Source organism: uncultured Erythrobacter sp. (assembly GCF_947499705.1).
GTDB lineage: Bacteria > Pseudomonadota > Alphaproteobacteria > Sphingomonadales > Sphingomonadaceae > Erythrobacter.
In genome coordinates this window covers 71,309-95,000 of the sequence record NZ_CANMPJ010000001.1, presented here as the reverse complement: position 1 = coordinate 95,000, position 23,692 = coordinate 71,309, and the positions used below count along the sequence as shown (strand labels likewise).

At 60.9% G+C, this 23,692-nt stretch carries 25 protein-coding genes; 13 read left to right on the top strand and 12 right to left on the bottom strand.

Annotated elements, in window-relative coordinates:
- The first annotated feature begins 40 nt into the window (after positions 1–40).
- From Q0837_RS00355 to Q0837_RS00345, 3 genes are all read left to right on the top strand, one after another.
- Positions 41–1,474, top strand: coding sequence for a lipopolysaccharide biosynthesis protein (locus tag Q0837_RS00355; protein WP_298463746.1), 1,434 nt, complete (start codon positions 41–43; stop codon positions 1,472–1,474).
- A gap of 95 nt (positions 1,475–1,569) precedes the next feature.
- Complete coding sequence (locus Q0837_RS00350; RefSeq protein WP_298463742.1) at positions 1,570–2,532, top strand: aspartyl protease family protein; 963 nt, start codon at positions 1,570–1,572, stop codon at positions 2,530–2,532.
- 53 nt (positions 2,533–2,585) lie between these two features.
- Complete coding sequence (locus Q0837_RS00345) at positions 2,586–4,415, top strand: ABC transporter ATP-binding protein/permease (protein WP_298463739.1); 1,830 nt, start codon at positions 2,586–2,588, stop codon at positions 4,413–4,415.
- A gap of 96 nt (positions 4,416–4,511) precedes the next feature.
- Here Q0837_RS00345 and Q0837_RS00340 read toward each other — a convergent pair whose 3' ends face one another.
- The 6 genes from Q0837_RS00340 to Q0837_RS00315 all read right to left on the bottom strand — a co-directional run bounded on the left by Q0837_RS00340 (position 4,512) and on the right by Q0837_RS00315 (position 11,431).
- Entirely contained in the window at positions 4,512–7,379 is a 2,868-nt protein-coding gene (locus Q0837_RS00340; protein ID WP_298463736.1) for a pitrilysin family protein, read from the bottom strand.
- A 97-nt stretch (positions 7,380–7,476) separates the two neighbouring features.
- Positions 7,477–7,881, bottom strand: coding sequence for an ACT domain-containing protein (locus Q0837_RS00335; RefSeq protein WP_298463733.1), 405 nt, complete (start codon positions 7,879–7,881; stop codon positions 7,477–7,479).
- Entirely contained in the window at positions 7,881–9,194 is a 1,314-nt protein-coding gene (hslU, locus tag Q0837_RS00330; protein ID WP_298469696.1) for an ATP-dependent protease ATPase subunit HslU, read from the bottom strand. Before hslU ends, Q0837_RS00335 begins: the two co-directional genes overlap by 1 nt.
- 29 nt (positions 9,195–9,223) lie before the next feature.
- Complete coding sequence (locus tag Q0837_RS00325) at positions 9,224–10,333, bottom strand: acyltransferase (RefSeq protein WP_298463731.1); 1,110 nt, start codon at positions 10,331–10,333, stop codon at positions 9,224–9,226.
- Positions 10,334–10,390: 57 nt separating this feature from the next.
- Positions 10,391–10,951 (bottom strand): ATP-dependent protease subunit HslV, encoded by a 561-nt coding sequence (hslV, locus tag Q0837_RS00320; RefSeq protein WP_298463728.1) that lies wholly within the window; start codon positions 10,949–10,951, stop codon positions 10,391–10,393.
- Between the two features lie 36 nt (positions 10,952–10,987).
- On the bottom strand, positions 10,988–11,431 hold the full coding sequence (locus Q0837_RS00315; RefSeq protein ID WP_298469693.1) for an outer membrane protein assembly factor BamE: 444 nt from the start codon (positions 11,429–11,431) through the stop codon (positions 10,988–10,990).
- A 264-nt stretch (positions 11,432–11,695) separates the two neighbouring features.
- On the opposite strand from Q0837_RS00315, the gene Q0837_RS00310 reads away from it, so the two are divergent.
- Entirely contained in the window at positions 11,696–12,223 is a 528-nt protein-coding gene (locus Q0837_RS00310) for a ubiquinol-cytochrome C chaperone family protein (protein WP_298463725.1), read from the top strand.
- On the top strand, positions 12,220–12,753 hold the full coding sequence (locus Q0837_RS00305; protein WP_298463722.1) for a DUF177 domain-containing protein: 534 nt from the start codon (positions 12,220–12,222) through the stop codon (positions 12,751–12,753). Before Q0837_RS00310 ends, Q0837_RS00305 begins: the two co-directional genes overlap by 4 nt.
- Before the next feature lie 12 nt (positions 12,754–12,765).
- Here Q0837_RS00305 and ssb read toward each other — a convergent pair whose 3' ends face one another.
- The 3 genes from ssb to Q0837_RS00290 all read right to left on the bottom strand — a co-directional run bounded on the left by ssb (position 12,766) and on the right by Q0837_RS00290 (position 14,807).
- Positions 12,766–13,308, bottom strand: a complete 543-nt coding sequence (gene ssb / locus Q0837_RS00300; RefSeq protein ID WP_298463719.1) for a single-stranded DNA-binding protein — start codon at positions 13,306–13,308, stop codon at positions 12,766–12,768.
- 154 nt (positions 13,309–13,462) lie between these two features.
- Positions 13,463–14,161, bottom strand: a complete 699-nt coding sequence (locus tag Q0837_RS00295) for a COQ9 family protein (protein ID WP_298463717.1) — start codon at positions 14,159–14,161, stop codon at positions 13,463–13,465.
- A 1-nt stretch (position 14,162) separates the two neighbouring features.
- Positions 14,163–14,807: an ankyrin repeat domain-containing protein gene (locus Q0837_RS00290; RefSeq protein ID WP_366519694.1), complete on the bottom strand. Its 645-nt coding sequence runs from the start codon at positions 14,805–14,807 to the stop codon at positions 14,163–14,165.
- Between the two features lie 98 nt (positions 14,808–14,905).
- Between Q0837_RS00290 and Q0837_RS00285 the strand changes: the two genes are divergently transcribed.
- The 8 genes from Q0837_RS00285 (at position 14,906) to Q0837_RS00250 (ending at position 20,467) form a co-directional block, all read left to right on the top strand.
- Positions 14,906–15,526, top strand: coding sequence for an SCO family protein (locus tag Q0837_RS00285; protein ID WP_298463714.1), 621 nt, complete (start codon positions 14,906–14,908; stop codon positions 15,524–15,526).
- Complete coding sequence (locus Q0837_RS00280) at positions 15,514–15,981, top strand: YcgN family cysteine cluster protein (protein WP_298463712.1); 468 nt, start codon at positions 15,514–15,516, stop codon at positions 15,979–15,981. Before Q0837_RS00285 ends, Q0837_RS00280 begins: the two co-directional genes overlap by 13 nt.
- Positions 15,978–16,700: a M48 family metallopeptidase gene (locus Q0837_RS00275; protein WP_298463709.1), complete on the top strand. Its 723-nt coding sequence runs from the start codon at positions 15,978–15,980 to the stop codon at positions 16,698–16,700. The genes Q0837_RS00280 and Q0837_RS00275 overlap by 4 nt, the downstream gene beginning before the upstream one ends.
- A 62-nt stretch (positions 16,701–16,762) precedes the next feature.
- Positions 16,763–17,320 carry a DUF4402 domain-containing protein gene (locus Q0837_RS00270; protein ID WP_298463706.1) on the top strand — a complete coding sequence of 186 codons (558 nt, stop codon included), beginning with the start codon at positions 16,763–16,765 and terminating at the stop codon, positions 17,318–17,320.
- Between the two features lie 62 nt (positions 17,321–17,382).
- Positions 17,383–17,874, top strand: coding sequence for a hypothetical protein (locus Q0837_RS00265; RefSeq protein ID WP_298463703.1), 492 nt, complete (start codon positions 17,383–17,385; stop codon positions 17,872–17,874).
- Positions 17,871–18,851, top strand: coding sequence for a bifunctional diaminohydroxyphosphoribosylaminopyrimidine deaminase/5-amino-6-(5-phosphoribosylamino)uracil reductase RibD (gene ribD / locus Q0837_RS00260; RefSeq protein WP_366519695.1), 981 nt, complete (start codon positions 17,871–17,873; stop codon positions 18,849–18,851). The genes Q0837_RS00265 and ribD overlap by 4 nt, the downstream gene beginning before the upstream one ends.
- 104 nt (positions 18,852–18,955) lie before the next feature.
- The gene (locus tag Q0837_RS00255) at positions 18,956–19,579 is read left to right on the top strand and encodes a riboflavin synthase (RefSeq protein ID WP_298463697.1); all 624 of its coding nucleotides are present in this window, start codon (positions 18,956–18,958) and stop codon (positions 19,577–19,579) included.
- A gap of 96 nt (positions 19,580–19,675) precedes the next feature.
- On the top strand, positions 19,676–20,467 hold the full coding sequence (locus tag Q0837_RS00250) for a HEAT repeat domain-containing protein (protein ID WP_298463694.1): 792 nt from the start codon (positions 19,676–19,678) through the stop codon (positions 20,465–20,467).
- A 30-nt stretch (positions 20,468–20,497) separates the two neighbouring features.
- Here Q0837_RS00250 and Q0837_RS00245 read toward each other — a convergent pair whose 3' ends face one another.
- The 3 genes from Q0837_RS00245 to Q0837_RS00235 all read right to left on the bottom strand — a co-directional run bounded on the left by Q0837_RS00245 (position 20,498) and on the right by Q0837_RS00235 (position 23,450).
- Positions 20,498–21,055: a GNAT family N-acetyltransferase gene (locus Q0837_RS00245; RefSeq protein WP_298463691.1), complete on the bottom strand. Its 558-nt coding sequence runs from the start codon at positions 21,053–21,055 to the stop codon at positions 20,498–20,500.
- Positions 21,056–21,269: 214 nt separating this feature from the next.
- Positions 21,270–22,445 (bottom strand): aromatic amino acid transaminase, encoded by a 1,176-nt coding sequence (locus Q0837_RS00240; RefSeq protein ID WP_298463689.1) that lies wholly within the window; start codon positions 22,443–22,445, stop codon positions 21,270–21,272.
- Between the two features lie 102 nt (positions 22,446–22,547).
- Entirely contained in the window at positions 22,548–23,450 is a 903-nt protein-coding gene (locus tag Q0837_RS00235) for a DUF1134 domain-containing protein (RefSeq protein WP_298463686.1), read from the bottom strand.
- Positions 23,451–23,692: the final 242 nt, after the last annotated feature.

The following is a 23,692-nucleotide window of genomic DNA, read 5'->3' as shown; positions in this document are numbered from 1 at the left end:
GCGCGTACGCTCGGCCGTCGCGTGGCGCTGGGGAACGCAGGTGGCCGCGCAGATCATAACCTGGACGTCCACTATATTGGTGGTGCGTCTGCTTGAGCCGACGGATTACGGTCTGTTTGCCATGAGCCAGGTCGTGATCACCGCATTGGCGTTCCTCAACGGATCGAGCTTCGCGACGTCGCTGGTGCAAACCGAGCGCATTGATGAACGACGCATCGCGCAGGTGTTTGGCCTGCTCTTACTGTTCAACGGTTCGATGGCAGCGATCCAGTTTGTGTCTGCGCCTTTAGCTGCCGCCTATTTCCGTGAGCCGCTAGTCGCTGACATGCTGCGCATCCAGGCAGTCATCTTTCTGACAGTCCCCTTCACCGCCCTGCCCAGCGAGCTGCTCGCAAGGCGGCTTGAGTTTCGGAAGCAGGGGCAGGTCAATATGGCGACTGCCGTTATCGGAGCGGTCACTGCGTTGACGCTGGCGTGGTTCGACTACGGCGTCTGGGCTTTGGTCTATGCGCCAATCGCGATGTTCGTGACCCGCGCCATCGGCCTGTCGATCGCAGCGCGGCTGCTGGTCCGCCCGATCTTCGATCCGCGCGGCGCGTGGGATCTGGTTACGTTCGGCGGCACCCTTACCCTCTGTCAGCTGTTCTGGATCGTCCAGAGTCAGAGCGACATCGTGATCGCAGGACGCCTGCTGCCCACCTATGATCTCGGCCTCTATTCAGAGGCGCTGTTCCTGACGCTGATCGTGACCGGACGCTTTATACCGCCGATCAACGAGGTTGCGCTTGCCGCCTATTCCGAACTGCACCGCGCGAAGAAATCGCTGGGACCCTATTTCCTGCGAACCGCGCGAATGGTGATGATGGTCAGCGCGCCGATCTATGTTGGCCTTGCGCTCACCAGTGAGGCAGCGATCCTGACATTGTTCGGCGACAAATGGGCCGGGATGATCCCGGTTGTCGGCGGCCTTGCGATGGTAATGCCAGCCTTTGCTCTGCAACTGATCTGTTCGCCCGTCACCAACGCGATGGGGAGGCCCAAAGTCTATCTCTCCACCAGCATGGCCGGCGCCTTCATCATGCCGATCGCCTTTCTGTGGGGCGTAAATGGCGGACTGTTCGGCGATGAAACCGGAGCGATGGGCCTCGTCCACGCGTGGTGGATCGCCGCGCCCGCTTTGTGCATCTTTACGCTAACCATGACATTGCCCCGTATAGGTGTGTCACCGCTCGCGCTGCTCCGCGAGCTCGCGCCGATTGCGCTAGCCTGCGCGGCGATGGTGATTGCGGTTATTGGAGTCCAACGGTTTGCCTCGTTCGGTGTCCCTTGGTTGGACCTGGCTTGGAACGGGTTCGTCGGAGCAAGCGTCTACGCCGCGACATTCTGGTTCGGATACAAACCGCTGGTGCTCGAAACCTGGGCGCTGCTGCGTAACCGCGAAACGAGCCCGGAGCCTATCCCCTCGCCCGCCTAAGCATTCCATTTGGGCGCGCACCGATAGTCTGGTATCCTGCGTGATGAGCGACGCGAGGACCCTGACTTCGTGCGACGACGGGATAGGACAAAGCAATGACATATCTGTGGGCGATACCGGCCATTTCACTCAGCCTCGTGGGGCTCGGCCAGAAAGTCGACGAGCAGGCCATCGCCCCCAGCATGACCGATCCCGCGACCGAAATTCTCGATCTCGATGAAGAACGCAACCAGCGCCTGACCATTCCCGTCACGATTGGTGGAGCCGGTCCGTATGACTTCATGATCGACACTGGCAGTCAGGCAACTGCAGTGACCCACCGGATCAACGACAGCCTCGCTCTGACGCCGCTCGGCACCGCCACACTGGTTGGCATGGCCAGCCGCCGCCCGGTCGATCTGGTCGAAGTCAACGATCTGGTCGTCGGAAACTTCACGATCAACGATCTGGTCGCGCCGGTCCTGTACCGGAACCATGTCGGCGCCGATGGCATTATCGGTCTCGACAGTCTGCAGGACTTCCGCGTGCTGATCGACTTCCGCAAAGAAACGATCGCGCTTGAGGATGTGACCAAAAAGAACTCGCGGCGCGGGTTCGAGATTATCGTGCGCGCAAAGCAGAAGCTTGGACAATTGCTGATCACCAACGCAATTGTCGATGGCGTGAAAGCGACGGTGATCATCGATACGGGTGCGCAGGCGAGCCTCGCCAACACCGCATTGCGCGACCGCATCCGTTCGAGGCATTCGCAGGAAGTCACCACCATGGACGTCAACGGCGTGACGATGACTGGCGATCTTTCCTACGTACGTTCGCTCGAGATCGAAGGACTCAAGCTGACCAATGTGCCTTTGACCTTCGCCGACGCCCCGGCTTTCGAGGCGCTGGGACTGAAGGACGAACCGGTACTTTCGCTGGGAATGCAGCATCTCAAGATGTTCGACCGGGTCGCGATTGATTTCTCGCGGCAGCGCGTGTTGTTCGACGTGCCGCGCGATGTCGCCCGGGCAATGCGCCGGGTCAACCACAGCGGTTATTCGGATTCGCGGATACGGTAATCGCCGCCTAAGGCTTGTTCGCAGGGGCGCTCACGCCCACATGGACGGTCGCAATGCCGCCCGATACCGCCACCTCCGACAACCAAACCAATCCGCCTGAGGCAGAAGGCTGGCATACGCTCAGGCGGTTCCTGCCCTATCTGTGGCCCAAGGATAATCCGTCCCTGCGGTTCCGCATTGTCGCCGCGATGCTGTTCGTGCTCGCGGCCAAGGGCGTCACTCTCGCATTGCCTTTCGCCTATAAGGGAGCCGCCGATGCGATGGCCGGACCGGTGGGCGACGGAGCAAGCGTCGCGCTGGCATTGGTCGCCGCCTATGGGCTGGGCCGCTTCACGTCAGTGCTGTTCGACAATCTGCGCAACATCACGTTCGAACGGGTTGGTCAGGCTGCCACGCTCAGCCTTGCCGAAGACGTGTTCCACCGCCTGCACCGACTGAGCCTGCGTTTCCATCTCGGCAGGCGCACCGGCGAAGTCACCAAGATCATCGAGCGCGGGACCAAGAGCATCGACATGATGCTGTACTTCCTGCTGTTCAACATCGCCCCGACTGCGATCGAGTTGATCGCCGTTGGCGTCATTTTCTACATCAACTTCGGTTGGGAGCTGGTCGCGGCCACCGCATTCACGGTCGTCACCTATATCGCCGTCACGCGCTGGATCACCGAATGGCGGACCAAGCTGCGGCGCGAGATGAACGACCTCGACGGGCAAGCTTTGCACCGCGCGGTCGACTCTCTGCTGAACTTCGAGACGGTCAAATACTTCAACGCGGAAACCCGAGAGGAAGCGCGCTACAGCAGCGCTGCCCGCGCTTATGCGCAGGCCGCGATCAAATCGGAAAATTCGCTCGGCCTGCTCAACATCACGCAGTCACTGATCACCAATGCGTTGATGGCGGGCGCAATGGCCTACACCGTCTGGGGCTGGAGCAAGGGTGAGCTGACGGTCGGCGATCTGGTGTTCGTGAACACATACCTGATGCAGCTGTTCCGCCCGCTCGATCTGCTTGGCTGGGTGTACCGCACGATCCGTCAGGGGCTGGTCGACATGGCCGAAATGTTCCGCCTGATGGACACCGAAGTCGAAGTGAGAGACCCGCCCGGCGCGCCCGCACTTGCCGTGAAGGAGCCGCATGTCACGTTCGACAATGTGACTTTTGGATACGAACCGGAACGCACGATCCTGAAAGGTCTCAGCTTTGAAGTGCCCGCTGGATCGACTGTCGCAATTGTCGGCCCCTCTGGCGCTGGCAAGAGCACAATTGGGCGGCTGTTGTTCCGGTTCTACGATCCGCAAGGGGGGCGCATCCTGATCGACGGCCAGGATCTGGCGCAGGTCACGCAGGACAGCGTGCGCGCCGCCATCGGGATCGTCCCGCAGGACAGCGTCCTGTTCAACGATACGCTTGGCTACAATGTGGCCTACGGCGCCGAAGGCGCTGACGACGTCACCGTCGAACAGGCTGCCCGCGATGCCGCATTGATGCCGCTGATCGATCGCTTGCCCGAACGCTTTGATACGACGGTCGGCGAACGCGGATTGAAATTGTCAGGCGGAGAAAAGCAGCGCGTGGCGATTGCCCGGACGCTGGTGAAGGACCCGCCGATCCTGCTGCTCGACGAAGCGACCAGTGCGCTTGATACGCGCACCGAACAGGAAATCCTCGGAACACTCAAACGCATCGCGCGTGGACGCACCACGATTGCAATTGCGCACCGGCTGTCGACCATCGCCGATGCCGACCGCATTCTGGTGCTGGACGGCGGCGAGCTGGCGGAGAGCGGCGATCATGCCGCGCTGCTCGCAAAGGGCGGCCTCTATGCGGAGATGTGGGCGCAGCAAGCGATTGAGCGCAGCAGCGAACAAGAGGCGCCTGAGTAACCGCGCAGTGAGTCCCCGCGAAGGCGGGGACCCCCCAACCAATGAGCACTAACCTCCACGAGGCCCCCGCCTTCGCGGGGACTCGCGCTTTGGCAACTACTCCCCGTCAGCTGCGGCCTCGGCCTTCATCAGGGATGCCGTCGCCAGATCGAGATATTGCGCCGGGATCACTTCCACTTCGCTGCGGAATTCGCGCAGCGCGTCGACGAACTGCTCGGCATCGCCGACAATGACGAGGGTCGCCTTGGCAGGATCGACATATTCCTGCGCCGCCTTGCTCGCCGCTGCTGCGTCCACTGCGGAAAGGCGATCTGCGAACATTGCGGCTTCCTCAGGCGGCAGGCCCTGCTGCAGCAAGGTCGCAACAATCGAGTTGAACCCACCGCTGGTTTCCAGCGCCCGCGCGCGGCTACCCGAGAGGTAGAGCCGCCGCTTTTGCAGCAGCTCTTCGCTCAAAGGCTCGCTGCCGAGCCGCTCAAACTCTTCGAGGAACAGCTTGGCGACTTCATCGGCGGTTTCGTTCTTGGTCTGCGCGCTTGCGGTGAGGATCGATTCATCCGCGCGGTCGGCAAAGCCGGAATAAGCTCCGTAGCTGAGCGAGCGCTTGGTCCGGATTTCTTCGAACAGACGCCCACTCGAACCGCCACCGAGCACGCTGTTGGCGAGTTCGAGCGGGAAGTAGTCGGCGTCTTTGCGCGAAGGCGCGCGCACCGCTGCAATGACTGAGGCCTGCCCTGCATCGGGCATATCGATCACGATCGTGCGTACCGGAAGATCATCTCCAGCAGCTTCCGCCGGAACTGCGGCGGGCGGACTGGCAACCGACCAATCGCCAAACATCCCTTCCGCGATGGTAACGGCTTGCTCTGGCGAGATTCCGCCGCTCACCACGATCTGCATGTTCTGCGGATGGAAGTACCCTTCGCGGTGAGCAACCAGATCATCGCGGGTGATCGCGCTCAGGCTATCCCGCGTGCCGTCGGGCTGCGTGCCGTAGGGCGCATCGCCGTACATGGCCACGCGCGAGACGTAGCGTGCCAGCGGACCGGGTTCCTTCATCGACACCGTCAGACCATCCATTGCGCGCTTGCGCTCACGATCAAAGGCCTCCTGCGGATAGGTCGCGCCGCGCACCAGCTTGGCCGCAAGCGCGCCTGCCTGTTCGAGATTTGCTACCGGCGCAGTCAGAGCGAAAGTCGCGCCATCACTGCCCGCGCCCGCCCCGAAAGAGGCACCGAGGCTTTCAAACTCTGCCGCAATCGCGGCTTCATCCATACCTTCGGCACCCTTATCGACCAAAGCCGCCGCCATTTGCGCGATGCCGGCTTTTTCACGCGGATCGGTCTTGCTGCCGCCCTGCACCAGCATCGCGATCGAGGCGATTGGCACATTGCCGGTCTGCACAGCGACCACCTTGATTCCATTGGAGAGCGTCGCCTCAACGATTTCAGGCGCAGTCACGTCGGGCGATTCCGCTGGTCCCGGAGGAGCCATGCGTTCGTCTTCCGGTTTGACCTGACGGATCTCTCCGGTTGCTGGTGGCAGAGAACGGAATTCAGGCATCGGTGTGGGGTTGGCGTATTGCGAAGGGTCGTCCTCGCCCGCCGTGTAAGTAAAGGTCACGCGCTTTTGCGGATCGAGATATTTCGCCGCAACGCGCAGCACGTCCTCGGCAGTGACGTCGGCGATCTCCGCCAACCGCTTGTCGGCAAAACCCGGATCACCTGAGGATACGAGTGCCTCGCCCAGTTCGAATGCGCGCCCACGCGCGGTTTCGCGGCGGCGGAGCGAACTGGCGATGATCTCGCTTTTGGCTTCGGCGAGCTCAGCGGCTGTCACGGGTTCGCTGCGGACCTTTTCGATCTCTGCGTTGAGCGTGGTTCCGGCAGCTTCCATTCCATCGGGCTGAGAGACCACAGCGAAGACGCTGATTGCCCCGGCTTCGCGGAACATCGATACGCCTGCCGAGGCATCGACTGCCAGGCCAGTGCGCACCAGCGCAGCGTCGAAACGGCTGTTGTCCCCGCGCGAAAGGATCGCCTCGAGCACATCGAGAGCGGCGGCATCGGAACTGGTCGTCGGCGGCCCTTTCCAAATGCCACCGACAACTGGCAGCGGCACGTTGGGCGCAGTTGCATTGACCATGCGCGGAGCGGTCAATTCTGGCTCACGCGCGGTGAGCGCAAGATCGATCGGGTTTTTGCGCGGCGGGATATCGCCGAAATACTGATCGACCAGCGTGCGCAGGCCGTCCATCTCGAAATTGCCCGCAACGATCAGCGTCGCCGTGTCTGGACCGTAATAGGCTTCGTAGAAGGACCGAGCATCGTCGAGCGTTGCGTTGTCGAGGTCTTCGATGCTGCCAATGCCCGGACGGCGATGCGGCATCACGTCATAGGCGTTTTCGGGGATCACGAAGCGCGCTAGCCGACCATAGGGCGGCGCGAGCACGCGCTGACGCAATTCTTCTTTCACGACGCCGCGCTCAGTTTCGAAAACTTCTTCGTCGACGACCACCTTCGCCATCCGCTCGCGGTGGGTCCAAAGCATCGTTTCGAGATAGGCAGCGGGGACCTGCTCAAAGTAATTGGTGCGATCCACCCAGTTCGACGCGTTGCGCGTGCCGCCGATATCGGCGGTCAGACCGTAGATCATATTGTATGGCATGTTCTCGGTCTTGCGGCTGAGAATATGCTCGAACAGGTGCGCGAAGCCGCTGCGCCCTTCGGGGTCGAGCTTGGAACCGATATCGTACCAGAGCGAGGTGGTGACGGTGCTGGTCGTTTCGTCCTGCAGGGCGATCACGGTGAGGCCGTTATCCAGCTCCCACAAAGTGTATTCGATCTCGGGCGCGGTCAGTTTGGGCGCATCTTGCGCCTCGCCATCATGTCCATCCGCCAGCGCCGGTGCGGACCCGACAATCGCCAAAGCGGCTGCGCCAGCCAGCATCATATTTCTGATCATGTGATAGTCCCCGGTTGCAACTCTGTTCGCCTGTTAAAGCGCGCCAGCCGGGAAGGCTCAAGGGGTCAGGCGGGGTGAGCCTGCGAAAAGCCGAGAATCATCGACGCACGTCGTCGGAAAGCTTCTTCAGGATCGCCAAAGCCTCCTCGCGGCGGTCCCATGGCACAAACAGATGATCGTGGTTGAAAGCGGCAATCACGTTACAGGCAATGCCCTCTGCGGCGAGACCAGTGGCAACGGCAGCGGTCAGCCCGACGCCTTCGAGCGATGAGTTTACCTGCAAGGTTATCCGGGCGAAATGGTCTGAATTGCCGCCTTCGACATCGGATCGAACGACAAAGGTCGCGCCCTCGTCCTCGCGGATCACAGCAAACGGATCGTCGATCCAATCGGCGTTCGCATCTTCGAGCGGGAGCGAGAGGAAACGATAAGGTTCGGAATGCAGCTTTGGCTCCAGCCCCGCGAGCATGCCTTGAAGATCGCGGACAAAGCCCGGCTGCATTACAGGATATATTTCGACAGATCGGTGTTGCCCGCCAGCGTCGCGAGCCGCTCGCGCACATAGGTGGCATCGATCGTGATCGTCTCACCCACATGCTCTTCGGCTTCGAAGCTGATTTCTTCGAGCAGTTTTTCCATCACCGTCTGCAGGCGCCGCGCACCGATATTCTCGACGCTCTCATTCACCTGAGCCGCGATCTTGGCCACTTCGGCAATCGCGTCTTCTGTGATGTCGAGCTCGACCTTTTCGGTGCCCAGCAACGCACGATATTGTTCGACGAGGTTGGCGCGGGTCTCACTCAGGATCCGCACAAAGTCCTCTTCGGTCAGCGCACGCAATTCGACCCGGATCGGCAGGCGGCCCTGCAATTCGGGCAGCATGTCGGATGGCTTGGCAACATGAAACGCGCCGCTCGAAATAAACAGCACGTGGTCGGTTTTCATCGGCCCATATTTGGTCGAAACGGTGGTGCCTTCGATCAGCGGCAGCAAATCGCGCTGCACACCTTCGCGGCTGACCGAACCGCCGCGCACATCCGAAACCGCGATCTTGTCGATCTCGTCCAGGAACACGATCCCGTTGGTCTCGGCATTTTCGAGCGCGACACGAGCGACATCTTCGTCATCGAGCCGCTTGTCCGCTTCTTCCTCGACCAGCTTGTCCCACGCGTCAGGCACGCGCAGCTTGCGCCGCTTGCTCGGCTTCTTGCCAAGTGCCTTGCCCATCATGTCGCTGAGATCGATCATGCCGACATTGCCGCCCATATTGCCCATGTCGAACGGCATATTCGGCGAGTCGGCGACGTCGATTTCAACTTCCACCTCGTTCATGGCGTTCTGGACGATGCGCTGACGAAAGCTCTCGCGCGTCGCTTCGGAGGCGTTATCGCCGACCAAGGCGCTAAGCAGGCGTTCCATCGCCGCTTCGGAAGCGGCTTCGCGCACGGCTTCACGGCGCCGTTCTTTCTCCAACCGGATCGCCTCTTCGACCAGGTCTCGCGCGATTTGTTCGACGTCGCGGCCGACATAGCCGACCTCGGTGAACTTGGTCGCTTCGATCTTCACGAACGGCGCTTCGGCCAGCTTGGCCAACCTCCGGCTGATCTCGGTCTTGCCGCAGCCGGTCGGGCCGATCATCAGGATGTTCTTGGGCGTCACTTCGTCGCGCAGATCGGCCCCAAGCCGCTGGCGACGCCAGCGATTGCGCAGCGCCACGGCTACGGCGCGTTTTGCGTCCTTCTGGCCGATGATGTGTTCATCGAGTGCGGCGACGATCGCTTTCGGGGTGAGATTGTCCAAGCCGGGCGTTTCCATTGGGTCTGTTGGTGTTTGAAGCATGGCGCTCATGTGGCGTCCGCCGCCGCAGGTTCAAGCCGCGCGCGCTTCCCGTCAACCGCAAACAACCGATTAAGGGCGCGGGTCATCGGACGTTCGACATGGCGAAAGAACAGCCAGCTGAGACCATAGACCATCAGGCTGGCGAGGATGAAGTAGGCCCACGCGCCGCCGTAGAAGCGCAACTGGCCGAACACCCACATCGCCAGCCACGCGATCGGGACATGCAGCAGATAGACCGCGTAGCTGCTATCCCCGGCCAGCGTCACAAAGCGCGGGAAAGGCAGCGCCAGCGGCCCGCCGACAATGGCCGTGAAGAGCAGCACGGCAGGCAATGCGCACCAGGCCAGGTAGTCTAGACCGTATCCAACACCTGCTGCCGGTGCCTCGGCAAAGACCACAGCGGGGACGAATGCCGCAAGGCACGCAATCCGGAGCCAACTGGGCAATTGCATTCCCCTGACGGCAAGCCATCCGAGCGCCATGCCGACGATAAACAACAGGAAGATCGGCTGAGTGAATGTGTGCAGGATTGGCGATTTAAACTGCATCGTCAGTCCGATCACCGACAGGATCAGGCACATCGCGCCGGTGAACAGCACAGCCGCCTTGCGCCCCTGCGCGATCACCACACCGAAAAGCATGTAGAACGTCATTTCATAGTAGAGCGTCCAACCGGGCCACAGAATGGGGAGCGGTTTGCCCTCGCCCTCGGGCCAGTATGGGATCAGCGCGATTGACTGGGCGATTTTATCCGCGCCGAATGTCTGCCCCTGCAGCACGAACAGCACGACAAGGAAGATGACCGTAGCGGCCCAATAAGGCGGCATCGCGCGGATCATGCGGCGTACCCAGAAAATTCTCCGCGCCTTCGGATCGCCAAACAGCGGCCCGGAAGACACCACCATGATGTATCCGGAGATCAAGAAGAAAACCATGATCGCAGCGTTGCCCGGCAGGTTCGCCCCAAGATCGAAACCAAGACCCGGCCCGACATGATCGGCAAAGCCCCAACCGACATGGCTGACAACCACAATCAAGCCGGACAGCGCACGCAGAAGCTGGATATGCGTCAGCTTGCCCTGATAGATTTGGCCATCATGAATTTGAGTGCCCATCGCTCCCCCGACTTGTGCTGCGTTTCAGCCTGTCGCAGCCGGGAGAATACGGACGCGCTAGACGCTTTCGAGCGTTACATTGCCATTTGTGAACACGCAAATGTCGGCGGCGACTGCCATAGCCTTGCGCGCGATGGTCTCGGCATCGTCTTCGTACTCGGCCAGCGCCCGCGCGGCGGCGAGCGCATAATTGCCGCCCGATCCAATCGCCGCGATCCCGCCTTCGGGCTCCAGCACATCGCCGTTCCCGGTCAGAACCAGCAGCACCTCGTCATCGGCGACGATCATCAGCGCTTCGAGATTGCGGAGGTATTTGTCGGTCCGCCAATCCTTGGCGAGTTCGACAGCCGCGCGCAGCAGCTGCCCGGAATATTGCTCGAGCTTCTTTTCCAGTCGCTCAAACAGGGTGAACGCATCGGCGGTTGCGCCTGCGAAACCAGCGATCACCTTGCCGCCTTCACCGATTCGGCGAACCTTGCGCGCATTGGGCTTCATCACGGTGTTGCCCATCGAAACCTGGCCGTCGCCAGCGATCACGGTGCTGTCGCCGCGCTTGATCCCGACGATTGTCGTGCCGTGCCACTGGGTCAGACCGTGGCTGTCGTTTGATTGTGTCATGCTGCGCGATATGGGCGCTCAGCGAAGCCGGTCAAGTTATGGACCGCCTGGAGCGCCTGCGCCCGGAGCGCCGACCTGGCCGATATTGCCGAACAGGTCTTCGAGGAAGCCGCGCTCACGGCCCAATGTCGGCGTCTTGTCAGCGTCGGGCTGAAGGTAGACGACTTTGTCGACGCCGGTCCGATCGACCGAGGCAACATTGCCAGCTTCGTCGAACTTCACCGCGAGCACGCCGTGATTGCGGATACGCGGCCGCACAAACGGACGGCGACCGGTTACGCTGGACACGTAATACCAGGTCGGCTCGCCATATTGGCTGGTAAAGGATGGACGGCCCAAAGTGCCTTCGACCGAGCGCTGATTGTCGATGCCCGGCTGGATCGCGGCCAATAGCACCTGATCGGTCACATAGCCGCGCGTCTCACGGATCGATGTGCAGCCCGAAAGCGTTACTGCAGCGGCCGATACGATCAGCGCCATCAGAACCTTGCGCGATTTCAGACCTGTGTTGTTCATAGCTTGCGCCAAAGCTTCCAATTCCCGTCCATTGCCGTGTGCGACCGGCACACTATATTCCGTAAGCGAGGGCTTTAAGGGTCTGTGCCTGCCCTTGCAACGCTGCTTAACATCGCAGCTGGGGTGAACCAGTTGAATTGCGGCTGAATGTGCCGGAACATCGAAGGCAGGTATCGGTTTGCCTCTCATAATCGCAACACGGTTTCAGACTGAAAGAACTGCAACTTAATGTCCTTCATCTCCCGCCTCCTCGGTACAGCGCCCGATCCCCGTGAGACGATCCGTCTGCTTTGGCACCGCGTAGTCGAGCTGGCGCGTGAGCCTTCGTTTTATGCGGATTGCGGCGTGGCCGACACGGTCGGGGGACGATTCGACCTGATTACAGCGATCCTTTGCACCGTGATGGTGCGGGTCGAGGCATCGGAGATGCGCTCCGAGAGCGCGCTACTCGCCGAGCTGTTCGTCGAAGATATGGACGGGCAATTGCGCGAATTCGGGGTCAACGACGTGGTCGTCGGCAAGCGGGTTGGAAAATTGATGAGTGTGCTCGGCGGCCGGCTCGGTGCCTATCGCGGGGCATTGAACGACAAAGACCGCGAAAAGCTGATCGGCGCGGTCACGCGCAATGTGACCTTTAGCGAGGGTCAGGACGAAGCGGCAGGCGCCGCCGGTGTTGCGGACAAGCTGCTGGCCCTTTCCGAGCGGCTCGCGGGTTTCAGCGACGAAGACATATTGAAAGCGAGCGGCATCTGGTGAGCGCGCCCGAATTCTCGCGGATGATCAAGGTTCGACCGCTTCCCGCCGATCCGGTGGTGATCGAGGCAAATGACGAAGAGCGCGCGGCGCTGGCGAAGCGGTTTGCGTTGTCCTCCGTGGAAAGCTTGCGCGCTGAGGTGTCGCTCGTTTCCGAAAAGGCCGCAATCCGGGCAACCGGCACCCTTAAGGCAGCGATTGTCCAGACCTGCGCCGTGTCTGGTGAAGACTTTCCCGTCGGCGTTTCCGAACCCGTCGATCTTCGCTTCGTCGAAGAATCCACCCTCCCCACTTCGCAAACCGAAGATGGAGAAATCGAAATCGACCTAAGCGCCGGGGACGGCGACGAGATCGAATATTCGGGCGACATGTTCGACTTGGGCGAAGCGATCGCGCAGACGCTCGGCCTAGCCATCGATCCCTACGCGGAAGGGCCGCATGCCGACGAAGCGAGAAAGAAGGCCGGGATCGGCGGCGACGATGCGCCGAGCGGTCCCTTGGCTGAGGCTTTGGCAGCGTTGAAGAAGGGCTAGCCCCCCTTCACATCAAAACGGAATGTCGTCGTCGAGATCGTCGTAGCCGCCGCCACCGCCTTGGCCGCCGCCTGATCCGCCAGCGCTACCACCGCCGGAGCCACCGCCCCCTTGGTTCCAGCCGCCTCCGCCGCCACCTTGGTTTCCGCCGCCGCCATATCCGCCGCCTCCACCACCGGAGCGACCACCGCCGCCGCTACCTGATGCGCCATCGAGCATGGTCAGCGTGCCGTTGTAGCCGCGCAGCACAACCTCGGTCGAATAACGATCGTTACCTGACTGGTCCTGCCATTTGCGGGTCTGCAACTGGCCTTCGATGAAGACCTTCGATCCCTTCTTGAGGTAGTTTTCGGCAACGTTGACGAGGCCTTCAGAAAAGATCGCGACCGTGTGCCACTCGGTGCGTTCCTGACGCTCGCCCGTGTTGCGATCTTTCCACGTTTCGCTGGTCGCGATCCGCAGGTTGCAGACCTTGCCGCCGTTCTGGAAACTGCGCACTTCGGGGTCGGCCCCGAGATTGCCAATCAGCATGACCTTGTTAAGCGAACCCGCCATTGAATTGTCCTTCCCGTCTCAAGTCCTTGCGCGACTAACCGTCTGCGCGATTCTCTCGGTGGTCATAGGACACGCGGCAACGCGAAGCGACCCGGCGGCCCGCTTATCCACCTCCATATTGGAGGTATCTAGGTATTTTTACTGATCTGCCGTTCTAGCGGCTGGGATAGCGCAGACGCCCGAGGAACCGCGTCAGGCTTGGCATTTCGCGGTCGGAGTTCAGCAGCTTGGCTTTCGCCTTTTCGAACTTCATCACGCCGTCGATCCGGCGATCCAGAAACTCGTAAGTCCTGGCCTTGCCTTCGCTGTCATCGTTGACGAACACTGCCAGCGTCGCGCTGTAGATTCCGGCCAGGATCGTGCGCTTGGTGTAGTGATTGTAATCGGTCGCGGTATCGCCCGCGAGCCGCCACATGATGTCCGCCGACCGCCAGCCGATCTGCAACGAACGCAGGGCATTTTGAGGCATCGCCATGATTGCCATCGCGCGGCGCACCGCTTCATCGATATCGGTCACCGCTTCTAACCGGAACGCGACCAATGTGCGAATGCGCTCGCGGATCTTCAGCTCGGCCAGCTTTTCCTGGGACCATTCCGTTTCCATCGCCTGATCGACGCTCTGAACCCACGCATCGATCATATCCATAGCGCGGCCATTCAGCGGCTTGTCCGGGAAGGCCAACTTGGCGATGTCGGGATCGGCTCCGGCCATATCGGCTGCGGTCAGCAGTGCGGTTTCATTCCAGCCGTCGAAGATCGCCGACGCTGCAATGTCCGGAGCCAGCGCAAGGCGCAGCTCATCAAGGGTCATGTCGCCAAAGTCGGGCTGCTTATCGGGGCTTTCAGTGCTCATGCTAGAAAGAAGGCCCGTACTGCTTAGTTGTTCCCTTATCTCCGCGTTCGGCGTCTGCCGCTTCGAATTCGCGCAGGATTTGTTCGTTGCTGGTCATGAGCGCGACATAGTCCCGCGCAGAACGGCCTGAATTGTCATTCTGGTCCGGGTTTGCACCCTCTTTGAGCAGGCGGGTGATCAGCGGAATATTGCGCTGATGGACTGCCGACATGAGCGGAGTTTCGCCGGTCAGGTCGCTGACATTGACCTGCGCGCCACCTTTGATCAGTTCCTCGACACCGTCAACAAAGCCCAAAGTCGTCGCCATTTGCAGGGGGGTCACGCCTTTCTTGTTGCGGATATTGGGGTTTGCCCCGCGCTGAACGAGAAACCGGATCCACAGCGCGTCGCGCCGAGCAGTCACGATATGCAGTCCAGTGTCGCCGGTGGTGATGTCGCGGGTGTTGATGATCGTCGTGCCCGGCACGTTGAGCATGGCGGTGGCGGTGTCGCCATCGCGTTCATCAACGGCTTCGAGGAACTCATACCCTTCCGAATAGAGCTGCGCCGAAGCCGGCGCGATTGCACCCAGGCCAAGCAAGCTTGCCAGACTTGCACTGGCAATCGCCGTGCCAAGCCCTAACTTGCGCAAAACGATACGCCCCACGCTTTGATCCTTCCGCATTTCCTGTAACACACTCACAATAGGGATCAGCGAGTGAACCCCTGTGGTTTCCTCACTGCATGAAAGCCAGTTAGCAGAGCATGAACCAACCCGCCAAGCCCTCCCCGCGTTTCCGCCACTTTGTCGCTACTGCTGCCGCATTTGCGCTCGCCGCATGCTCTGGCACACCAGATGTCGAAGCGCCCGGCGAACCTCCGCTTGCCGGAGCAACCATTGGCGGCGAATTCGAATTGACCAGCAGCACTGGCGAGACGGTGCGGTGGGCCGACTTTGATGGTCAATACCGGATCGTCTATTTCGGCTTCACCTATTGCCCCGATATCTGCCCGACAGACATGCAGCGGATGGCGCAGGGGCTGAAACAGCTGGGTGAGAGCGACCCGGACATGGTAGCCAAAATCCAGCCGATCTTCATTTCGATCGATCCGGAGCGCGATACGCCAGAAATCGTTGGCGAATTCACGAGTGCCTTTGCCGACAACATCGTCGGCCTGACCGGCACGCCTGAGCAGATCAAGACGGCTGCCGATGCGTTCAGGGTCTATTACGAGCGCGGTGAAGACACGCCCGACGGCACTTATCTGATGAACCATTCGAACATAGTCTATCTGTTCGATCCCGCCGGAAATCCGCTTGCAACCCTGCCGACCGACCAAGGCGCAGATGCGGTCGCAGTAGAAATCAAAAAATGGGTGAACTGAGGGAAACCTTCTGGGAGCTTCCGCTCGCGGAGCTCAATCGGACGGAGTGGGAAGCTTTGTGCGATGGCTGCGGACGCTGCTGCCTGCACAAGATCGAAGACGCCGATACGGGTGATATCGAAGACACCAACGTCGCGTGTAAACTGCTCGATACCGGCACCGCGCAATGCAGCGACTATCGCAATCGCAAAGCCTTTGTCCCCGATTGCCTCCGGCTAACGCTCGCGATTGTCGAGGACGTGCCGTGGCTGCCGTCAACCTGCGCATATCGCAGGCGAGCGGCGGGTCGCTCGCTGCCCGATTGGCATTATCTGATCTCCGGCGACCGCGATGCGGTGAAGCGTGCAGGCGTATCCGTTGCTGGCCGCGTCATCAGCGAAGACGATGCCGGGCCGCTCGAACATCACATCGTCGAGTGGAGCCCGCCAAAGCTTGATCGAAGCGAGCCGGTATGATCGATTGGCTCAAGCGCGCGGCGGTCGATCCCGAGATCGAGCTTTGCGGTGAAATGGTGCCCATCGTCCTGCGCCGCCATGCGCGGGCAAAACGCCTCACGCTGCGCCTCGCGCCCGATGGCAATTCGGTCCAGATCACCTTGCCCTCCTGGGCCAGTTCCAAAGAAGCAATTGCCTTTGCCCACACCCGCACCGACTGGCTGGCATCGCAACGCGAACGCATCCCGCGCAGGTCGGCACCGGTACCCGGCGGCGAGGTCTTCTATCGCGGCGAGCCAATTGCGCTGGAATGGGAGGAAACGGCGCCACGACGTCCCGCGCTCAAGGATGACACTCTCATCCTCGGCGGTCCGGAAAGCAGCTTTGTCGCAAGGGTCAAACGCTGGCTTGAACGCGAAGCGTTGAATTTCTACGAAAGCGATATGCGCGACTATTGTGCGGCCGCAGGCCTCGACACAGTCCCGATCGGGCTATCGCGGGCGCAAAAGCGCTGGGGCAGTTGTTCTGACAAGGCCCGGATCCGGATCAATTGGCGGCTGGTGCAGGCGCCCGACCACGTCCGCCGCTCGGTGGTCGCGCATGAAGTCGCCCACCTTGTTCATTTCGATCACAGCCCTGCGTTCCACGCGCTGCTGGGCGACATTTACGAGAATGACATCAAGGTCGCTGATCGCTGGCTCAAGCAGAATGGGCGATCGCTCTATTCCAGCTTCGGCTGAGTCGGAGCCGCCTACGCACAATACGTAGGTATTCGTTAACCCTGATCGCTTAGAAAGCGGTCATGTTCAAACACATTGCCATGGTTGCGGCTGCTCTTAGTCTTGCAATTCCGTCCGCGCCTACGGCGTGGGCGCAAGGCAATTGTGAGAATTGCGATCTCCCTCCCGGGTGCCGGGGCAAGGGCAATCAAAAGCCCAAACCCAATGGCCGCAACTGCGACCGCGTTCAGATCAACATCGAAAGCGATGTCGACTTTGGCCGGCTCGTACTGCTTGGCAAAGGCGAAGGGCGTGTGCTGCTGGACCTCAACACCGGCGAAAAGCGTCTGATCGGCGATATCGATGATCTGGGCGGCGTCGCCGTGTCGGGCCGTGCAGTGATCACCGGCGCGCCGATGGAAGAGATTCGCATCGATCTGCCAACCGAAGTTTCGATGCGCGATGCCTCAGGCGGACAGGCGATCATGCGCGATCTGGTAACGAATCTGCCCGCGCTTCCGCAGCTCGATCTCGACGGACGGCTCGAGTTCAGTTTCTCGGGCACTTTGGTGATCGAAGCCAACACTGACGGCTCTGGCAAACTGCGCGGCCGGGTGCCGATCAGCGTCCAATACCCCTAAACTAAGTCGCCGCATCGCAAGCAGGCTGGCATCGCCCCGCCGCTGCTACTATATTCGCCCAGATGTCGAGATTGGCGAACTCCCGATTCAATCCCAAGCCGGGGATCAAGGACTTCTGGAACGAGTTCCGGAAACCGAACCCGTTTCGCTGGCCGATTCTGATCGCGTCGACTTTGCCTTTCGCCGTGATCTTTTACTGGCTTTCGAACGAGACGGTCTACCGGACACCCGATCGCCCTTCGATCACCTACATCACCACATTCGATCCCGACCGGACGGATGAGGAAATCGCGGCTTCCAATCTCGAAAATCAGGAAGTGAAAGACCTCCGCGAGCAGGCTGAGGCCGATCTCGCCGAGCGCAAGCGTGAGCTTTACAAGGCTCTGGGAGCTGCGGCGGGCATGGATGTCGAGGAAATCGAAGCACGGGCCGAGGCCGAGCGCGCCGAAGCCGAAGCGCAAGCGCAGGCAGAGCGGGATGCGATGTTCGGACGCAGCGCCGATGCAGGCGAAGCTGCTGATGATGGTGCCGGCGAAGAAGGCAGCACCCCATAGCCGCTTACACCCCCGACGATCGTGCATGGATGGCCGCCACGGCGCGACTGGCGGCGCGTGCCCGTCCGCTGTCTCGCCCCAATCCCGGAGTTGCAGCGCTGCTGGTCCGCAAAGAGCGCGTGATCGCGCGCGGCTGGACGCAGGAAGGTGGCCGCCCGCATGCCGAAGCGGAGGCGCTTGCAGGGTACGGTGCGGGTGAGGCCAAAGGCGCGACGCTGTACGTCACGCTCGAACCTTGCGCGCATGATTCCGATCGCGGTCCGGCCTGCGCAGAATTGCTAGCCAAAGCGCGACCCTCGCGCGTAGTCATCGGGCAACTCGATCCAGACCCGCGCACCTCTGGCAAGGGCATGGCGCTGCTCAAGCGGGCAGGCATCACCGCCGAGCTGCTGGACGATCCTGCCTCCGCCGCCAGCCTGCGCGGATACCTGTCTAACCAGCGCGCCGGGCGTCCCTTCGTAACGCTCAAACTCGCGGTATCGCTTGATGGCTGCATCGCGCTCGCCGATGGCACGAGCCAATGGATCACTGGCGAAGCCGCCCGCGCGCATGTCCACGCACAACGCGCCAGGAACGACGCCATTCTGGTAGGCGGAGCGACATGGCGTGCCGACCGCCCTCGCCTCGATGTGCGCCTGCCGGGTCTTGAGGACCGAAGCCCGCAGCGTTTCCTCCTGACGCGCGGGGTGAAGCCGGACGGCGTCTCGATCATCAACCGTCCCGAGCAAATCGGCGAGCTCGATGGCGTGCAAAACCTCTATATCGAAGGCGGCGCAGAGACCGCTGCGAGCTTCCTCAAGCTTGACCTGGTCGACGAACTTCACATCTACACCGCACCCATCTTGATCGGTGACGGAATGCGCAGCATCGGCGCCCTCGGCCTGCCCAATCTGACCAGCGCGCACGATCGTTGGCAACTCAGCGAACGCCGCCAGCTTGGCAGCGACGCCTTCACCGCCTATCTGCGCACGCGATAGACTTCGCGCTCACGCTTCGACTGGCTCAGCATGAGCGGTGTTTCATATTGTTCGCTCGTCCTGAGCCTGTCGAAGGGCGCGCGTGAAACCAGGGACCAACCCAGATGTTCACCGGTATTGTCACCGCCATCGGCACGATCGCAAACGTCGAGAAACGCGGCGATCTGCGCATTCGCATCGCTGCACCGCTCGACCCAGCGACAATCGATATCGGCGCGTCCATCGCCTGCTCGGGCGTGTGCCTGACCGTGGTCGACCGCGGCGGTTCAGCCGGAGATGCATGGTTCGACGTCGATGTCTCTGCCGAAAGCACTTCGCGCACCGTCGGCGGCATGTGGGATGAGGGTCGCAAGCTCAACATCGAACCCTCGCTTCGCCTCGGCGATGAGCTGGGCGGCCATATCGTCACCGGCCACGTCGATTCCATCGGTGAAGTGGTAATGGCAAAGTCCGAAGGCGACAGCTGGCGGCTAGCGATCCGCGCCCGCGCGGAAATGGCGCCCTTCATCGCCGAAAAAGGCTCGATCACCGTCGATGGCGTGTCGCTGACCGTGAACGATGTGCGCGACCGGCCCGATGGAATGTGCGATTTCATGCTCAACATCATCCCGCATACCGGCGCGGTGACGACTTTGGGTGATCTGACGGTTGGCGACGAAGTGAACCTCGAGATCGACGTGCTAGCGCGGTATCTCAAGCGGATGCAGGGGCTGGCTGCGGCGGGGTAGACTGCCACAAAGCGTGGCCCGTTCACGTCCAGTCTACGGTCAAAATTTGAACGAACTCAATTTGCGCTAACAACGCGATTGTTGGAGGCATTCCTCATGTCAGAAACGGATATTGAAGGCCTGTTTTCTCAAACCTTGATCGGTGACTATGATGACGGCACCCCGTGGCAAGCAGTCCATGATCTGCGCACGATTGGAACGAGACAGGTATTTGATCGAGCAGCGGAGTGGTGCAGATCGTCAGATGACATGCGTCGGGCTCGAGGAGCTGATATTCTCGCACAGGTTGGATGGAACGAGGACCCTTCGGTAACTAAAGCCTATAAAAATGAGGCGCTTGCCATCCTTCTCTCCTTGCTTGAAGTTGAGAGTGAAACTCAGACCATAGCCTCAGCGCTTCATGCACTTGGCCATATCCAACAGGACGCAGCGATATCGACTGTTGTGAGTTTTGCGCAGCACACCAATGCCGATGTGCGATACGCGGTGGCCTGCGCCCTCGGCCAACTCTCTGACGATCCGGTTGCGATCCAAACTCTCATCGCATTGATGATGGATGAAGACGAAGACATTCGCGACTGGGCTACATTTGGGCTCGGTACGCAAAGCGAAGCAGATGATGAACAAATCAGAGAGGCGCTAGCTGCACGCCTAAATGACGAGAATGAGGACGTGCGATTTGAGGCTTTGATTGGTCTGGGTCGGCGTCGCGACCGGCGAGCTATCGGATACTTGAAGACCATACTGCATGATGAACCAGAGAATACTCAAGCGATCGAAGCCGCCGCGATGCTACTGGGTCTTGAAGAGGACACTCCGGTCGAGGTGCACTGGCTGCTAGGAGCTCTGCAAAGACTGCAACGCTGGGGCGGTCAGTCGGTGACCTAGTCAACGCCTCGCAAGTGAGGCGTCGGCCTATCACCGGACAAGCGGCCCACTCTCAAACCCATCACGCGTGATCTCATACACCACATGCAGTACGCGCTTGCCGTCGTAGCGGGTCAGCTCGGTCCGATCGCTCCGCTCTGCGCCTATGTTCTCCAGCGCGATCCGTGAGCGGTAATTCGTCTCGCCAACACGAAAATCGACGCGCTCGACGCTGCCGAAGGCGTGCTCCAGCATCAACCTCTTCACCGCCGGATTGATGCCCTTGCCCCAACAGCGCGTAGCGAAGAACGTCCAGCCGATCTCGACCGAACCGCCGTCCTCCGGATCATAGGCCTGATAGCGGCTCGAACCGATGATCTGATCTTTGGCCTTGTCGATGATCGCCAGCGCGCCGCCTTGGGCCAGCGCATCCTCGAAGAACACGCGGAACACATCTTCGCGCCAGCGATCGTGCATCGGGTGTTGTTCCCAGATCGCCGGATCGCTGGCGACGGCAAACAGCGCCTCCCAATCGTCGGGGTGCAACGGCCGCAAAAGCAGCTGCTCATTTTCGAGAATGGGCTGACGGTTCAGACCTTCTGTCGGCATTGACGACCCCCTTTCCTACTCGATGAAACGCTGCCTTGGTGCCGCTATGCGCAGTCTGGCACCTTCCCGAACCAAAACACCCGCCACGAAAAAGTTGGGCAAGTGTCAACTTCGCTTGAGCGCCGCTTTTCCCATACATCACAGGAGTTTATCGGCCAGATGCAAGGGTGACAGGGTGTCAACTCTGTCAACTTCGCCCCGGCGACCCAGGCACTCAGCCGGTTACATCGGCCAGGGCGTCCACGAACTTTTCGATATTGCCCATGGTCAGTCCAGCAATGTTGATCCGGCCCGATCCGGCCATGTAGATCGCGTGCTCTTCGCGCAGCTGGGCCACCTGTTCCTTCGAAACGGGAAGAACCGAAAACAAGCCGTTCTGGCCGCCGAGCGGGGTCAGATCGACGCTGCCTGCGGTGCCGGCATCGGCCAAAGCCCTGCGGACATCGCGCATCCGGCTGCGCATCGTATCGAGCTCGTCTTTCCAGACCTTGGTCAACTCCTCGTCGCGCAGGATCAGCCGTACCGCTGCAGCCCCATGATCGGGCGGCATCGACCAGCTTGCGCGGGCCAGCGCATTGGCGTTGGAGAACGCGTTGTCGAGCGTGTCCTGCCCGTCCGAGAGAATGTAGAACGCACCAACGCGGTCGCGGTACATCCCGAAATTTTTGTCACAGCTGTAACAGACAAATGCCTCGGGAACCTTGGCGAGCACGCTGCGCATCCCGGCAGCGTCTTCTTCAAGGCCGTGCCCCAATCCCTGGTACGCAGTGTCGATGATCGGGAAAATGCCGGTCTCAGCAATTGCGTCTCCGATGGCCTGCCATTCCTCGGCCGAGTAATCGATCCCGGTCGGGTTGTGGCAGCATCCGTGCAGCAGCACGCCGTCGTTCGGTCCGGCATTCCGGATCGCTTCCAACACGGCATCGATATTTGCGGTGCCATCGGGGTTGGAGTGCTGGAACGTTACCGTCTCCAGCGCAATATCGTTCAGTATCTGCGCGTGGTTGGGCCAGCTCGGCACGCCCATATGCAGGCGCTCCATCCCGGCCTTTTGCGCCAGCGCTACGGCGAGCCGCACCGCTCCGGTGCCGCCAGGTGTCTGCATGCCAGCAATGCGCCCGCCCATCGTGGCGTCCGCGCCGAAAATATACGGCATCAGCGCATTGACGAAGCCCATGTCGCCTTCCGGGCCGAGATAACTTTTGGAATCCTGCCGGTCGACCAGCTGCTGCTCCGCCGCCTTGATCGCAGCAAACACAGGCGTGTCGCCCTGACCCGTGCGATAGACGCCAACGCCAAGGTCTACCTTGTCAGGACGCTCATCAGCGGCGTGGAGTTTGATCAGCGCAAGCAGCGCATCGGGCGATTGGGCTTCGAGTCGGTTGAGCATGGTGCAAGCGCATGCCGCGCTGATCGGCGCGCCGCAACCGCAATTTCATCCAATCTGTCTCCGCGCTGCCTTTTGGAAGTCGCGGACCTCATCGATGCGACGTCAGAAGGGCAACCAGCGCTGCTTCTTGGAAAACTTCATATAGCCCGCATTGACGCCCAGCCGCAGCCCAGCGCCAACCCGGATCGGGATCAGAACCTTGTCGCCTTTACGCAGATAGCTGACATGCAGGCCGCCAACGAGATACGCTTGACCTTCACCGGCGGGAAACCGGGCGAACAGCTCTTCGCTGTCATACAAATTGTAGACCAGCACGAACGAATTGGCCGCGTTCGCTCCGACATCGAACCCGATGGAGGGGCCGGTCCAATAGATTTTTCGTTGGCCTTCGATCTTGTGATGCAACGTGCCGGAGCCGTACCGCGCGCCAAGGATGAAGGCGCCCCCCGCCTCGCGGCCGACGATGTAGCCGTTGGGTTCGCCCTGCTCACGGAGAAGGTCTTCGATCAGGCCGGCAAGACCAGCTGCGCCTTTGCCGAAGACGCCTTCTGCCGCGCCGATCAGATCGTCCTGGCCGTAGGTCGAGCTGTCATTGGCGGCGATCACTTCACCTGTGGCCGGATCAGTCGCGGCGCCACCTGCGGCTGCGATAACGTCGCTGTCTGCAGCGGCACCGTAATCGGAGTAGCCCGCGAATTCCTGGTCAAAGCCGGGCTGCGTTTCTGTCACAACTTCCGCAGGACCTGCCTGATCGGTCGGTACGCGAATGGGTTCGTCCCAATCGGCGACCGACTCGTTCTGGGTTTCAGGCTGGGTCTGAGGGCCCATCAGATCGGCGTCGATCCCGCCGGAATCCGGGCTTTCGGAACTGACAGTCTCGAACGCTTCGTCCGGATCGAAGCTTTCAACGTCCTGAGCCTGTGCAGGCATCGCCATAAGACCTATCGCACCGATGGCTGCAACGGCCACGCGAATGGGGCCTCTCGTCCAGTTTTGAATGCTCATGTCGATCCTGGTCCTCGCTTTGGCGGTCTCTACCGGAGCCGCTCGCAATCCTGCGCGCGTAAGGAGAGTCCTTTGAAACGCATTCGACAATCGCGCGTCGGCGAGTCGAATCTAAAACGCGATGAAGCGAATCAATTAAGGAGCAGAGGCTGAATGGCTCGCGAATATCCCGGATGGCAGACGGCCAGGACTGGCAGGTCAGGCGGTAGGTTTTTGTCGTTTCCCACCTTGCCGGTATCGCC